We start from the raw sequence: 13,999 nt of genomic DNA on the forward strand, positions 1-13,999 counted from the left end.
CTGTGGCCTACTCGGCAGTATTTATGGAAGACCTCAGTACGACTTCGGCAGCCCGAGGCTGTGCTGGGCGACGAAGTTCAGGATCATCTCCCGGCTGACCGGCGCGATCCGGGTCGCTCGTGACGCCGCGACCAGCGAGGCGACGCCGTACTCCACGGTCATGCCATTGCCGCCCATCGATTGGACCGCCTGGTCGGTGGACCGGACCGCGACCTCGCCGGCCGCGTACTTCGCCATGTTCGCGGCCTCACCCGCGCCCAGGTCGTCGCCGGCGTCGTACAGGGCGGCGGCCTTCTGTGTCATCAGCCGGGCCAGTTCGAGCTCGATCTTGATCTGCGCGAGCGGATGCGCGATGCCTTGGTGCGCACCGATGGGCGCCTTCCAGACCTGGCGGTCCTTGACGTACGCCGTCGCCTTGCCGAGCGCGTGCCGGGCGATCCCGAGGGCGAACGCGGACGCCATGATCCGCTCCGGGTTGAGCCCGGCGAAGAGCTGCATCAGCGCCGCGTCCTCGGACCCGACGAGCGCTTCGCGCGGCAGTTGTACGTCGTCCAGGAACAGGCTGAACTGCTTGTCCGGGCTGATCAGATCCATCTCGATCTGCTGGAACTCCACGCCGGGCGCGTCCACCGGGACGATGAACAGAGCCGGCTTGAGCTTGCCGGTCCGCGCGTCCTCGGTCCGGCCGACCACGAGCACCGCCTGGGCCACATCCAGTCCGGAGATGAAGACCTTCCGTCCGGTCAGGGACCAGCCGTCGTCGGTACGCCGGGCCGTCGTGGTGATCTGGTGCGAGTTGGAGCCGGCGTCGGGCTCGGTGATCGCGAACGCCATGATCGTCGTACCGTCGGCCAGGCCGGGCAGCCAGCGTTGCTTCTGCTCGTCGGTGCCGTAGCGGGTGATCACGGTGCCGCAGATCGACGGTGAGACGACCAGCATCAGCAACGGGCAGCCGGCCGCGCCGAGCTCCTCGAGCACGATCGACAGGTCGGCCATGCCACCGCCCCCGCCGCCGTACTCCTCGGGCAGGTTCACGCCCAGGTAGCCGAGCTTGCCGGCCTCCAGCCACAGCTCGGTGGTGTGCCCGCCCGACCGCGCCTGCTGGTTGAACCACGCGTAGCCGTACTTCTTGCCGAGCTCACCCACGGCCTTACGCAGTGCCTGTCGCTCTTCGGACTCGATGAAGCTCATGCTTCCTCCCCAACAACCGCCAGTACCGCGCCGACCTCGACCTGTTGGCCCGCCTCGACCTTCAGTTCACTGAGCACCCCGTCGGCCGGCGCGGCGATGGTGTGCTCCATCTTCATCGCCTCCAACCAGAGCAGGGGCTGCCCTTGCTTGACCTCATCACCCACTTGTACGCCGACCCGGATCACAATCCCCGGCATCGGCGCCACCAACGACCCGGCGGCGACCTGCTGCGCCGGATCCACGAACCGCTCCACCGGCGTCAACGAGACGCTCCCGAGCGACGAGTCCACACACACCAACCCGTCGTACGCCGCCACCTCGAAGGCCCGTCGTACGCCGTCAACCTCCAGCACCACGAGGCGGTCCTGCTGGGAGATGAGCTGGATGTTGCCATCAGCAACCAATCCGTCCCGGGTGAGCCGGTAAGCAACCTCGTGCACAGCATCTCCGCAGCGATAGCTCTTCCGCTGCGGTTGCGACGCGAGATTCCGCCACCCGCTAGGCACCCGCACCGGCGGCACCCGCCCGGCCGCGTCCGCCAAGGCCGCGGCCAACGCCGAGACTTCCACCACCCCGCTGCCCACCGGCTCCCCGACCCCATGTTGGTCAAAGAACCCGGTGTCGGTGGCTCCACTCAGGAACGCCGGATGCCGCAACACCCACACCAGCAGCTCGCGGTTCGTCCCCACCCCATGAATGCGTGCCCGCGCCAATTCCCCCGCCAACCGTCGAGCCACCGTGGCTCGATCGGGACCAGAGGCGATCACCTTGGCCAGCATCGCGTCGTAGTACGGCGAGACGACCGACCCGTCCTCGACGCCGGAATCCACGCGCAGCCCGGCCGGTACCTCGAACTTCCGCAACACACCGGTCTGTGGTTGCCAGTCCTGCGCCGGGTCCTCGGCGTACAGCCGAACCTCGATCGCGTGACCGCTCGGGACCGGCGGATCGCTCGGCAGCCGGGAGCCGGCGGCGACCGCGAACTGGAGCTCGACCAGGTCCAGCCGTGAGGTCTCCTCGGTGACCGGGTGTTCGACCTGGAGGCGGGTGTTCATCTCGAGGAAGTAGAACGCTCCCGCCTCGTCCGCGAGGAACTCGACCGTTCCGGCGCCCACGTAGTTGATCGCGGCGGCGGCCTTCCGGGCGGCGTCGAAGAGCTCGGGTCGCATGGACGGGATCCGTTCGACCAGCGGTGACGGGGCTTCCTCGATCACCTTCTGGTGGCGGCGCTGGATCGAGCACTCGCGCTCGCCGACCGCCCAGATCGTCCCGTGCTGATCGGCCATGATCTGCACCTCGATGTGCCGACCGGCCGCGAGATATCGCTCGCAGAAGACCGTCCCGTCGCCGAACGCCGACAACGCCTCGGCCGACGCCGCCTCGATCTCGCCCGACAGATCCTCGAGCCGGGTGACCACGCGCATCCCGCGCCCGCCACCACCCGCCGAGGCTTTCACGAGCACCGGCAGGTCGTCCGCCGACACCTCCGCCGGCGTCAGCTCAGCGAGGACCGGTACGCCGGCGGCCGCCATCAGCTTCTTCGCCTCGATCTTCGAACCCATGGACGAGATCGCATCCACCGGCGGACCGATCCAGGTGAGGCCCGCGTCGATCACAGCCTGCGCGAACGAGGCGTTCTCGGACAGGAAACCGTAGCCGGGATGGATGGCGTCGGCGCCTGCCTTGAGAGCCGCCTCGACGATCAGCTCAGCGCGTAGGTAGGTCTCGCCCGGCGTGTTGCCGAGGAGGTGGACAGCTGCGTCGGCCTCGGCCACGTGGGGCGAGGCCGAGTCGGCGGTGGAGTAGACGGCGACAGTGGAGAGCCCCAGCGTGCGGGCGGTGCGGAAGATCCGGCGGGCGATCTCACCCCGGTTGGCAACAAGCACGGAAGTGAACATGTGCATCACATCCTGAAGACGCCGAAGGAGGACGTGCCCTCCACCGGTGCCGAGTGAATGGCCGACAGGCAGATGCCCAGGACTGTTCGGGTGTCGCGGGGGTCGATGACGCCGTCGTCGTACAAGCGTCCGGACAGGAACATCGGCAGCGACTCCGCCTCGATTTGGCCCTCGACGTACGCGCGCATCTGCGCATCGCCCTGCTCGTCGTACGGCAGCCCCTTCGCCTCCGCGGCTGCCCGCGCCACGATGGACAGCACGCCGGCGAGCTGCTGGGGTCCCATCACCGCCGACTTCGCCGACGGCCAGGCGAACAGGAACCGCGGATCGAAGGCCCGTCCACACATCCCGTAGTGGCCGGCGCCGTACGACGCTCCCATCAGGATCGAGAGGTGCGGGACCTTCGAATTCGAGACCGCGTTGATCATCTGCGCGCCGTGCTTGATGATCCCGCCCTGCTCGTACTCCTGCCCGACCATGTAGCCGGTCGTGTTGTGCAGGAAGATCAGCGGGGTGTTCGCGCGGTTGGCCAGCTGGATGAACTGCGCCGCCTTCTGCGATTCCTCGCTGAACAGCACGCCCCGCGCATTCGCGAGAATCCCGACCGGATACCCGTGCAGCGACGCCCACCCGGTCGCCAGCGACGACCCGTACAGCGGCTTGAACTCGTCGAACACCGACCCGTCCACCACCCGGGCGATCACGTCCCGCGGATCGAACGGGATCTTCAGGTCCCCCGGCACGATGTCCAGGAGCTCGTCCTCGTCGAACAGAGGATCGTCGTACGACGGCCTGGGCGCCGGACCCTGCTTCTGCCAGTTCAGCCGGGACACGATCTGCCGCCCGAGCCGGATCGCGTCCGGCTCGTCGACCGCGAAGTAGTCCGCGAGACCGGACTTGCGCGCGTGCATCGACGCGCCACCGAGCGACTCGTCGTCCGCGTCCTCACCGGTCGCCATCTTCACCAGCGGCGGCCCGGCCAGGAAGACCTTCGCGCCACCGTCGACCATCACCACGTAGTCGCTCATGCCGGGGATGTACGCGCCACCGGCGGTCGAGTTGCCGAACACGAGCGCGATCGTGGGGATCCCCTCGGCCGACAGCCGGGTCAGATCCCGGAACATCGCGCCGCCCGGGATGAAGATCTCCTTCTGTGTCGGCAGATCCGCCCCACCGGACTCGACCAGGCTGATCACCGGCAGCCGGTTCGCCCGCGCGATCTCGTCCGCCCGCAAGGCCTTGCGCAGGGTCCACGGGTTGCTCGAGCCGCCCTTCACGGTCGGATCGTTCGCCGTGATCAAGCACTCGACGCCCTCGACGACGCCGATCCCGGTCACCAGGCTCGCGCCGACGGTGAAGTCCGAGCCCCAACCGGCCAGCGGCGACAGCTCGAGGAACGGCGAGTCCGGGTCGAGCAGCAACTCGATCCGCTCCCGGGCCAGCAACTTCCCGCGCTTGTGATGCCGCTCGACGTACTTCTCCCCACCACCCGCCAAGGCCTTGGCGTGCTCGGCGTCCAACGCGGTGAGCTTCTCGAGCATTGCCTCGCGGTTGTTCATGCAGTGAACCCCAGTCGTTTCGCGGCGAGGCCGGTCAGGATCTCGGTAGTGCCGCCGCCGATGGCGAGGATCTTCTGGTCGCGGTACTGGCGTTCCACTTCGGCCTCTCGCATATAGCCGAGACCGCCGTGCAGCTGAAGTGCCTGGTCACACACCCATTGACCGGCCTCGACCGCAGTGTTCTTGGCGAAGCAGGTCTCGGCGATCACGTCCTCGCCGCGGCCGGCTCGCTCGGCGACGTGATGCACGTAGACGCGAGCGACGTCGATCCGCCGGGCCATCTCGGTGAGCGTGTGCTGCACGGTCTGCCGCGAGAGCAGCGGCCGGCCGAACGTCTCCCGGTTTCTGCACCACTCGACGGTGAGGTCGAGCGCCCGCTGTGCTCCGGCGTACGCCTGCACTGCCAGTGTCAGCCGCTCGGCGACGAAGTTCACCGCGAGCTGGACGAAACCGGAGCCTTGGGGGCCGACCAGGTTCTGCATCGGCACGCGTACGTCGGTGAACGAGAGCTCAGCCGTGTCCGAACACAGCCACCCCAGCTTCTCCAGCTTCCGGGACACTTCGAATCCCGGTGTGCCCTTCTCGATCACCAGCAGGCTGATCCCGTGCGCGCCTGGTCCGTCGGTGCGGACCGCTGTCGTGACGAAGTCGGCGCGGCAACCGGAGGTGATGTAGGTCTTCGCGCCGTTGACGACGAACTCGTCACCCTCACGCCGCGCGGTGGTCCTGATCGACGCCACATCGGAGCCACCATCCGGCTCGGTGATCGCCAGCGCGCCGATCAACTCGCCTTCCAGGGTCGGCCGAACCCACCGGTCGATGTGATCCTGGTTGCCTGAAGCAACGATATGTGGAAGCGCGATCCCGCAGGTCAGCAGTGAAGCGACCAGTCCACCGGATCCACCTGTGTAGTGCATCTCCTCAACCACGGCGATCGCGTCTTCGAGCGAACCACCACCGCCACCGACCGCCTCCGGAAACCCGACCCCGAGCAGCCCGAGCTGCCCGGCCTTCTTGTGCAGCTCCCGCGGCAGCTCGCCCGCCCGCTCCCACTCGTCGAGCGACGGCAACACCTCCGCCGCCATGAACCGCCGTACGGACTCCCGGAAGTCACTCACAACAACACCTCGGGTACGTCGATGTACCGCGACCGGAGCCACTCGCCGACTGCCTTCGCCTGCGGATCGAACCGGGCCTGCGACGCGACGCCTTCACCCAGCAGCCCTTCGACCACGAAGTTGACCGCCCACAGGTTCGGGAGGACGTAGCGCGTGACGGTCAGGTCTCGCGTTTCCGGCAGCAGCTCCTGAAAGAGGTCGACGGTGAGCGTGTGGGCGAGCCACCGCCAGGTCTTCTCCTGCCGCACCCACACGCCGACGTTCGCATCGCCGCCCTTGTCGCCGGACCGCGCGCCGGCGATCCGGCCGAGCGGCACCTCGCGCGTACGTGGCGGACCGCTGAACGCGAGCTGCGGCAACGGCACCGGCAACTCGATGTCGTCGACGTCTGTCAACGGTTGAGTCTCGGCGGCGGCCTCGATTGTCCGGCGGGTTCCGTCTGGCAGTACGACGACGTGTTCGACCTCGTGGATATCGACGTACCCAGCCCGGAAGACGCCGTACGGCGAACCGTCGCCAGGCGGCGCGGTGACGTGGAACCCGGGGTAGCTCGCCAGCGCCAGCTCGACCGCGGCACTGGAGAACGCGCGGCCGACGACCTTCGGATCCGGGTCCTTCGCCGCGCAGCGGAGGAACACGCTGGCCTCCTCCTCGGAGTCTGCATTCGGCTTCTCGGTCCAGGCGATGGTCCACTTCAGCTCGGCCGGTCGCTTCGGGAGCGCCTGCTCGAGCTGTCGCTGGACGAGCTCGGCCTTCTCCTCCAGTTGGAGTCCGGTGAGCACGAAGTCGACCTCGTTGCGGAACCCGCCGACCGAGTTCAGCGAGACCTTGTACGTCGGGGGCGGCGGCTCACCGCGGACACCGGAGATCCGGACCCGATCCGGGCCGTCGGGCTCGAGTTCGATCGTGTCGAGGCGGGTGGTGACGTCGGGACCGGCGTACCGCGCGCCGGTGATCTCGTAGAGCAGCTGCGCCTTGACCGTGTCGATGGTGACCGCGCCACCGGTGTTGTCGTGCTTGGTGATCACGCTGCTGCCGTCGGCGTGGATCTGCGCGATCGGGAAGCCGGGGCGACTGTTGTAGCGGTCGTGGAGTTCGGTGAAGAACGCGTAGTTGCCGCCGGTCGCCTGGCAGCCGCACTCGATCACGTGTCCCGCTGCGACCGCGCCGGCTAGTTCGTCGTACTGGGTCCGCTTCCAGCCGTGGTGGGCGGCGGCCGGCCCGACGATCACCGAGGCATCGGTGACGCGGCCGGTGACGACCACGTCCGCTCCGGCTTGGAGGGCTTCGGCGATGCCCCAGGCGCCTAGGTAGGCATTCGCGGTGAGGGGCGTTCCGAGGTCCAGCTCCTCGACTCGGGGCAGCAGGTCGTCGCCTTCGACGTACGCGATCTTCGGGTGCAGGCCGAGCTCGTCGGCGAGGGTCTGGATGGCGGCAGCGAGTCCGGCGGGGTTGAGTCCGCCGGCGTTGCTGACGATCTTCACGCCGCGGTCGAGCGCCTCGCCGAGACCGGTCTCGAGTTGCTTGAGGAAGGTCCGCGCGTAGCCCAGTGACGGGTCCTTCAGGCGATCCCGCCCGAGGATCAGCATGGTCAGCTCGGCCAGGTAGTCGCCGGTGAGGACGTCGAGCGGACCGCCGGTGAGCATCTCCTGGACCGCGCTGAAGCGGTCGCCGTAGAACCCGGACGCGTTGCCGATCCGGATCGGCTCGGTCATCCGAACTGCCCCGGTTCGCGACCCTTCCCCGGCAACCCGGCGAAGGCCTGGATGATCCCGAGCCACTCCTCCGCCTCGGCGCCTTCAGCGCGTACGTCGAGGTCGTCGCGGTGCCGGCGTTGGGTCGCCAGCAGGCAGAAGTCGAGCGCGGGGCCGCTGACCTTGGCGCCGGCGTCCTCCGGTCCCCAGGTCCAGGTATCGCCGTCGGGGCCGGTGAGCTCGACGCGGAACTGGTTGGCGGGAGGTTTGCGGTCGTTCAGCAGGTAGGCGAAGTCGCGGGTCCGTACGGCGAGGTGGGCGACGTGCCGCAGTCGGTTGCTGGGGGTGCGGTGGACGCCGAGCGCGTCGACCACGTCCTGGCCGTGTGCCCAGGTCTCCATCAGCCGGGCCGTTGCCATCGAGGTCGGGCTCATCGGCGGTCCGTACCATGCGACCTTCTCGCCCGGCGGCACCTTCTTGAGGGCGTCGGTGACGTCCGCTCGGGTCTCACGCCAGTACGTCATGAGCTGGTCGGGAGGTAGCGCGGCCGTCTCCGCTGCGCCTTCGTCGACGTAGCCGGTCGGGTTCGCGGCTGCCGTCTGTAGGGAGGCCTTGAAGGCGTCGGGGTCGGTGGCGGCGAGGTGGGTGGCCTCGTCGGTCCAGGCGAGGTGGGCGATCTGATGCGCGATCGTCCAGCCCTCAGCCGGCGTCGGCGTCGCCCACTCGTCGGCCGCCAGTCCACCCACCAGCCGGTCCAGCTCCGCACTCTCGGCCCACAGGTCAGCCAGCACTTCGTCCAGTTGCACGCTGCACTCCCTCACTGGGAATCGTGCAGCCGACACTGGCACGCCCCAGCAAAAGAATCAAGCGTGCTTGTTTTCCAACCGACACCGCTGCGCGGCGACAACCCATTACCCACCTCCGGCGGCGCGCGGATCGTGGTCAGCGGCGGCTGTGTTCGGCGCCAGGTCTGGTGGGGATCGGGTGAGAGATCTACGGCGGCGCTCTCCGGTGGCTGAGCGGTTGTTGGGTGGGCTGTCGCGTGAAGGACACCGCTGCGCGGCGGCTGCCTATTAGCCGCCTTCGGCGGGGCGCGGATTGTGGTCAGAGGTGGATGTGGTCGGCGCCAGGTCTTGTGAGGATGGGGTGTGGTGACGACTGTGACGGGATGGCGCAGGAGGGCATGCGGCTGTGCGTGTTGCTCAAGGGAGTTTGGGGGCGGTCCAGTTGGACCATTTGGCGGTTGCTTGGCGCCAGGAGGTTGCTGGGATGAAGCGGGCGGTGAGGGTTAGGGCTAGGTGGGTCAGGGGGCTGGTGTTGGAGGTTCGGGTTACGGAGGCGCGGGCTGCGGCTGTCATGGGGTGGACTCGGGCTCGGCGGTCTCGGTCGTAGCGGGGTAGGTCGTCGTCGGCTAGCGCGGCGGCCAGTACGACGGCGTCTTCGAGGGCCTGGCATGCGCCCTGGCCCAGGTCCGGCGGCATCGCGTGGGCCGCATCGCCGAGGAGTACGACGCGATCCTGCACGAACGTTTCCAGCGGATCGATGTCCACGATGTCGTTGTGCAGCACCTGGTCCTCGGGCGTGGCCGCGACCAGTTCCGGGATCGGGCGGTGCCAGTGCCGGAGCATCCGCAGTACCTCGGCGCGGTCATCGGCGTACAACTGGTTGGGCTTGTCGGCGTTGGCGGTGAGGAACCAGTAGACGCGTTCGTCAGGGAGCGGGAGTACGCCGACCTGCATCCCGCGGCCGAGTGTGAGGGACTCGCGGACCGGCCAGACCGACCCACTTGGCGTCACGCCCCGCCAGACCGTGCGGTGCTGGAACACCGCGTTCCCGGACCACAGCGTCCGCCGCGTGATGCTGTTGACTCCATCGGCCGCGATCACCAGGTCCGCGCTGAGCGTCTCACCCGCGCACGTCACGGTCCCGTCCGTCGACACCGCGGTCACCTCGGCGTCCGTGTGCAACGCCGACTCCGGCAACGCCTGCCGCAGTACGTCGTGCAGGTCCGGCCCGATGGATCGCCAGTACGCCGACATCCTCCGGGTGACTGTGCCGTATCCATCGGCCCTTCGGCGTGAGCAGGTTGCCGCGCGAGATCGTTGGCACGGTCCGGTCACTGACATCCAGACCCAGCGCGGCGAGTGCCTTCACCGCGTTCGGCCACAACGTCAGACCCGCACCCACCTCGGCGATGATCGGCGCCCGCTCCAGCACGCTCACGGACCACCCGATCCGCCGCAACCCCACCGCCGCGGCCAACCCACCGATCCCCGCTCCGACAATCAGCGCACTGCGCTCACCAGCACCCATGGCCCGGACGTTACTTCTTGCCGGTCGACCGAACGGCCGGGGGTCGGCGAGCCTCGGTGCCTGACCGCAGGGCGACGAGGGTGCCGGCCGCGAGAGCGACCAGCAGGATCGTCGTCCAGTACGTCAGCCCGTGCCCGAACGAGAGGTCGGCCCGTCCTTCGTACCGTCCACCGCCCGGGTCGCCCCAGGTGTGGATCGTGTACCGGTGGCCGTGCTCCATCACGGCGGAGGTGTTCAGGCGCGGCAGCCAGGGCCCGATCTCGTTCACGATGTAGCCGGTGCCGTAACCGGGCTCGCTGCCCGGATCCGCGATCACCAGGTACTCGTAGAACATCAGGAACGGCAGCAACAGACAGACGGCGAATCCGCCGCGCGGCAGCAGGACGCCGTTGGCCACGCCGAGCCAGACAGCGCCGACGACGAGGAGCGGGAACCAGGCGGCGAGCGGCGCCACCTCCGACCAGGTCAGGTCGTGGCTGTCCACAGCGGTGTCGCGCTGCCGGGCGAAATAGGTGAGGGTCGTCCCGGCGACAACGCTGATGAGAAGACCGGCGATCGCGCCGGCCGCGAGCTTGCCGAGCCAGGCGCCCACCGTCGACGACGGTGCCAGGAACCTGCGGTGCGTCCCGGCGCTAGCCAGGAGTGTCCCGGCGGTGAAGGCGGCGAGCGCGGCCAGGCAGCACACCGATGGAAGGACCTCGGCCAGGAACCTCTCCCGGTCCCCGGGTGCGTACGAGTCCCGCGCTGCGAGGCTGGTCAGTCCCACGGTGGCGATGACGCCACCGAGTAGCACGGGTGGTCTGCGCACGAGTCGGAGATCGGCGGAGAACTGCGCCATCGCGGCCTCCTCTGGAGTCGAACTCGGGCGAGTCTGACATGGAGAGTGGTCTAGGGCGGAAGGGTTCGATGGGGGTTGAAAGGCTTCCGGTGGGGTCAGTGGGGGTGTTACGCAAGACCAATGCATGCGTCGTTGCCGGGGAAGGCCGCCGAGATCCGGGCGTTGTTGTTGAGTCTGATCGACACGTTGCCGGAGGGTGCGGCGTTGCCCGCGGAGCGCGAATTGGCGGTGCGGTGGAACGTCGCGCGGATGACGTTGCGGCGGGCGGTCGACGAGCTGGTGATCGAGGAACTGCTGGTCCGGCGGCACGGGAGTGGTACTTATACGACCCGCCCGAAGGTGGCGCGGTGGCTGGGGATGATCGGGTTCTCCGAGGACATCCGCCGGCGTGGGATGCGGCCGGGGAGCACGATGCTCGAGTTCCGGCACCAGCGGGCCGAACGAGCCGCGGCCCGGCGGCTGCGGATCCCGGTCGGTGATCCGATCATCGCGTTCACCCGGCTCCGGCTCGCGGACGATCACCCGATGGTTGTCGAACGTACGACGATGCCGGCCGCGTACGTGCCCGGGCTCCAGGCCGAGGACCTCAACGGCTCCCTCTACGACCTCCTCACCACCCGCTACGGCATCGACCTGGTCAGCGGTACGTCGCGACTCGAACCGGTCATGCCCGACGCCAAGACGGCCGGCTGGCTCGACATCCCGACCAGCCAGCCCTGTCTCGCCCTGCACGGCATCAGCTTCGACAGCCGCGACCGCGTCTTCGAGTACACCTCCGCGATGTACCGCGGCGACCGCTACGCCTTCACCACCGAACTCCGCACCACCGCGACCCCGCGCGCGAACGCCAAAGGCTTGTAGCTGACGCGTCACGGTGATTACTTGCAGTGCGCTCAGCTAACTATCGTGGGCCGGACCATGGATCTCAGCAGCCCGATCAGCACAGTCGTGCCCTCGTTGGACGGACCTGTCCTGCACGTGCTGGTGCAGAGCGAGGAGGGTCTGTCCGGTCGGCAGATCCACAAGCTCGCGGGATCAGGAAGTGTCGCCGGGGTGCGGCTCGTGCTGCAGCGGCTCGCGGCGACCGGGCTCGTGCATGTCGACGACCTCGGCAACTCGTTGCTCTATCGCCTCAATCGTAAGCACCTGGCCTACCCGGCGGTCGAGTTCCTGGCGGACTTGCGCAGTACGTTGATCAGCCGCCTCGCGGACGAGCTCAGCGGCTGGAGAGTCCCGCCGGTGCACGCGAGTGTGTACGGCGCCCTCGCGCGCGGCGACGGTGATCTCGACAGTGATGTAGACCTCTTGCTGATCCGGCCGGACCACCTCGACACGGGTGACGTCCGCTGGGAACAGCAAGCCGGCGCCCTGATGCAGACCGTCGTCGACCTCACCGGCAACCCAGCCCACGTCTTCGAACTCAGCCGCACCGAACTGGCTGATCACCTCGCCACCGAGGACCCGATCCTCAACGACTGGATGCAGCCGAGCATCCCGCTGACCGGCCTCCCGCTCGAAGCGCTCCTGGCCGAAGCGGGTCAGCTGACGTCAGCCGCCAAGTAGCGGCGCCATCAACCGAGCGATCCGGCTCTCCCGCCGGGTCAGCCGCTCCTCCGCGTCCGCGAACGTCATCGCCCGCAACCCCGCATTGATCCCGAGCCACCGCAGCGGCTCCGGCTCCCACTGACGAGACTGATGTCCGACCCACGGCAACCGGACCAACCCGGTGTCCCGGTTGAGGATCAGATCCCGCAACGTCCGGCCGGCCAAGTTCGTCGTACTGACGCCGTCGCCGACGTACCCGCCCGCCCATGCAAGCCCCGACCCACGGTCCAGACCCACCGACGCGCACCAGTCCCGCGGCACCCCGAGCGGACCACCCCACGCATGCGTGAACCCGACGTCGGGCAGCTCGAACAGCTCCCGCAAAGTCGCCTGCAAGGCCTTGAAGACGCGCGGCATCTGGTCGTACGACGGCTTGATCCGGGACCGGAAGTGGTACGGCGCTCCGCGTCCGCCGAACGCGAGCCGCCCGTCCGCCGTCCGCTGCCCGTAGATGATCAGATGCCGGTGATCGCTGAACGTCGGCCGGTCCGCGAGCCCGATCCGTTCCCAGGTGGCAGCATCGAGCGGTTCGGTTGCCACCATCAACGAGTACACCGGCGCGACCGCGCGTGACTCCCCGGCGAGGCCCGGCGTGAATCCTTCGGTCGCCCGGACGATGACTTCCGCGCGGACCACGCCGTACGGCGTCATCGCGTGACCGGCGTGGATCGCCCGGACCGGTGTGTTCTCGTAGATCGTCACTCCGAGCCGCTCGACCACGTCGGCCAGTCCGCGGACCAGCTTGCCCGGATGGATCGCCGCGCAGTGCGGTGTGAAAGTTGCCCCCAGCACCTTTGTTGCCCGCACCTTGGTGGCGACCTCGTCGGGATCGAGGAAGTGGAGATCACCGGGCCCCCACTCGTGCGCGGCCGTCACCTCGGTCCGAGCGCGGGCGAGCTGGACCGGTGTGCGCGCGAGCACGACCGTGCCGCCCTTGTGGTAATCGCAGTCGATCCCCTCGGTGGCGGCCACCAGCCCGACCTCGTTCACCGACGCCTGCATCGCCCGGTGCAGCTCGATCGCTGCCTCTCGGCTCGACCCGGGCAGCGCGGCCAACCGTCGCGACGACACCGGGAACAGCGCGGAACACCAACCACCGTTGCGCCCGGACGCACCGAACCCGGCCGTCTCCGCCTCGAGTACGACGATGCGCAACGACGGATCGGCCTTCGCCAGGTAGTACGCGGTCCACAGGCCGGTGTACCCGGCGCCGACGATCGCTACGTCAGCGTCCCGGTCCCCGGCGAGCGTTGGGCGTGCCTCCGCACGCTCGGCGGACCAGAGGTTCAGCGCACACCCCACGAATAGGTCTGTTTCACCAGCTTGAGATAGACGAACGTCTCCGTCGCCTTCACGCCCTCGATCCGCCGGACGCGCTCCGACAGCACCTGCAGCAGATGCTCGTCGCTCTCACACAGCACCTCGGCGAGCAGGTCGAACGAGCCGGCCGTGATCACGACGTACTCGATCTCGTCCATCTTCGCGAGCTCATCAGCGATCGGCTCCAGCGAGCCCTCGGCCTTGATCCCGATCATCGCCTGCCGGTCGAAGCCGAGCTCGAGCGGATCGGTCACCGCGACCACCTGCATCACGCCGGCCTCGGTCAGCCGCTGCACCCGCTGCCGGACCGCCGCCTCGGACAGGCCGACCGCCTTGCCGATCGCGGCGTACGAGCGCCGTCCGTCCAGCTGGAGCTGCTCGATGATCGCCTTCGAGGTGTCATCGAGCAGCGTCTGGTTCTTGTCGGGGTTCCCCGTTCGTACTGCCACCCCGCGATCTTTTC

The 13,999-nt window shown here is 68.5% G+C and carries 13 protein-coding genes; 2 read left to right on the forward strand and 11 right to left on the reverse strand.

Annotated features, from left to right (window positions below):
- Nucleotides 1-33 precede the first annotated feature (33 nt).
- The 9 genes from AB0L70_RS03510 to AB0L70_RS03550 all read right to left on the reverse strand — a co-directional run bounded on the left by AB0L70_RS03510 (nucleotide 34) and on the right by AB0L70_RS03550 (nucleotide 10,611).
- Complete coding sequence (locus AB0L70_RS03510) at nucleotides 34-1,191, reverse strand: acyl-CoA dehydrogenase family protein (RefSeq protein ID WP_363679487.1); 1,158 nt, start codon at nucleotides 1,189-1,191, stop codon at nucleotides 34-36.
- The gene (locus tag AB0L70_RS03515) at nucleotides 1,188-3,089 is read right to left on the reverse strand and encodes a biotin carboxylase N-terminal domain-containing protein (RefSeq protein WP_363679489.1); all 1,902 of its coding nucleotides are present in this window, start codon (nucleotides 3,087-3,089) and stop codon (nucleotides 1,188-1,190) included. Before AB0L70_RS03515 ends, AB0L70_RS03510 begins: the two co-directional genes overlap by 4 nt.
- Nucleotides 3,090-3,094: 5 nt before the next feature.
- Nucleotides 3,095-4,648 (reverse strand): carboxyl transferase domain-containing protein, encoded by a 1,554-nt coding sequence (locus AB0L70_RS03520; RefSeq protein ID WP_363679491.1) that lies wholly within the window; start codon nucleotides 4,646-4,648, stop codon nucleotides 3,095-3,097.
- Nucleotides 4,645-5,766, reverse strand: a complete 1,122-nt coding sequence (locus tag AB0L70_RS03525; protein ID WP_363679493.1) for an acyl-CoA dehydrogenase family protein — start codon at nucleotides 5,764-5,766, stop codon at nucleotides 4,645-4,647. The genes AB0L70_RS03520 and AB0L70_RS03525 overlap by 4 nt, the downstream gene beginning before the upstream one ends.
- Nucleotides 5,763-7,481 carry an acyclic terpene utilization AtuA family protein gene (locus AB0L70_RS03530; RefSeq protein ID WP_363679495.1) on the reverse strand — a complete coding sequence of 573 codons (1,719 nt, stop codon included), beginning with the start codon at nucleotides 7,479-7,481 and terminating at the stop codon, nucleotides 5,763-5,765. Before AB0L70_RS03530 ends, AB0L70_RS03525 begins: the two co-directional genes overlap by 4 nt.
- A complete protein-coding gene (locus AB0L70_RS03535; protein ID WP_363679497.1) occupies nucleotides 7,478-8,266 on the reverse strand; it encodes a TIGR03084 family metal-binding protein in 789 nt (262 codons plus the stop codon). The genes AB0L70_RS03530 and AB0L70_RS03535 overlap by 4 nt, the downstream gene beginning before the upstream one ends.
- Before the next feature lie 396 nt (nucleotides 8,267-8,662).
- Complete coding sequence (locus AB0L70_RS03540) at nucleotides 8,663-9,409, reverse strand: FAD-dependent monooxygenase (protein WP_363679969.1); 747 nt, start codon at nucleotides 9,407-9,409, stop codon at nucleotides 8,663-8,665.
- Nucleotides 9,366-9,773 (reverse strand): NAD(P)-binding protein, encoded by a 408-nt coding sequence (locus AB0L70_RS03545; protein WP_363679499.1) that lies wholly within the window; start codon nucleotides 9,771-9,773, stop codon nucleotides 9,366-9,368. Before AB0L70_RS03545 ends, AB0L70_RS03540 begins: the two co-directional genes overlap by 44 nt.
- A 10-nt stretch (nucleotides 9,774-9,783) precedes the next feature.
- A complete protein-coding gene (locus AB0L70_RS03550; RefSeq protein ID WP_363679501.1) occupies nucleotides 9,784-10,611 on the reverse strand; it encodes a hypothetical protein in 828 nt (275 codons plus the stop codon).
- A 120-nt stretch (nucleotides 10,612-10,731) separates the two neighbouring features.
- Here AB0L70_RS03550 and AB0L70_RS03555 point away from each other — a divergent pair, with 120 nt between their 5' ends.
- Together AB0L70_RS03555 and AB0L70_RS03560 are read left to right on the forward strand one after the other, a co-directional pair.
- Complete coding sequence (locus AB0L70_RS03555; RefSeq protein WP_363679503.1) at nucleotides 10,732-11,472, forward strand: GntR family transcriptional regulator; 741 nt, start codon at nucleotides 10,732-10,734, stop codon at nucleotides 11,470-11,472.
- 57 nt (nucleotides 11,473-11,529) lie between these two features.
- On the forward strand, nucleotides 11,530-12,174 hold the full coding sequence (locus AB0L70_RS03560) for a hypothetical protein (RefSeq protein ID WP_363679505.1): 645 nt from the start codon (nucleotides 11,530-11,532) through the stop codon (nucleotides 12,172-12,174).
- On the opposite strand, the gene AB0L70_RS03565 is transcribed toward AB0L70_RS03560, so the two are convergent.
- Nucleotides 12,160-13,518, reverse strand: a complete 1,359-nt coding sequence (locus AB0L70_RS03565; RefSeq protein WP_363679507.1) for an FAD-binding oxidoreductase — start codon at nucleotides 13,516-13,518, stop codon at nucleotides 12,160-12,162. The two genes, AB0L70_RS03560 and AB0L70_RS03565, sit on opposite strands and share 15 nt — an antisense overlap.
- Nucleotides 13,503-13,985 carry an Lrp/AsnC family transcriptional regulator gene (locus AB0L70_RS03570; RefSeq protein ID WP_363679509.1) on the reverse strand — a complete coding sequence of 161 codons (483 nt, stop codon included), beginning with the start codon at nucleotides 13,983-13,985 and terminating at the stop codon, nucleotides 13,503-13,505. The genes AB0L70_RS03565 and AB0L70_RS03570 overlap by 16 nt, the downstream gene beginning before the upstream one ends.
- Between the last annotated feature and the right edge of the window lie 14 nt (nucleotides 13,986-13,999).

Origin of the sequence: Kribbella sp. NPDC051952 (genome assembly GCF_040680855.1) — a bacterium.
GTDB lineage: Bacteria > Actinomycetota > Actinomycetes > Propionibacteriales > Kribbellaceae > Kribbella.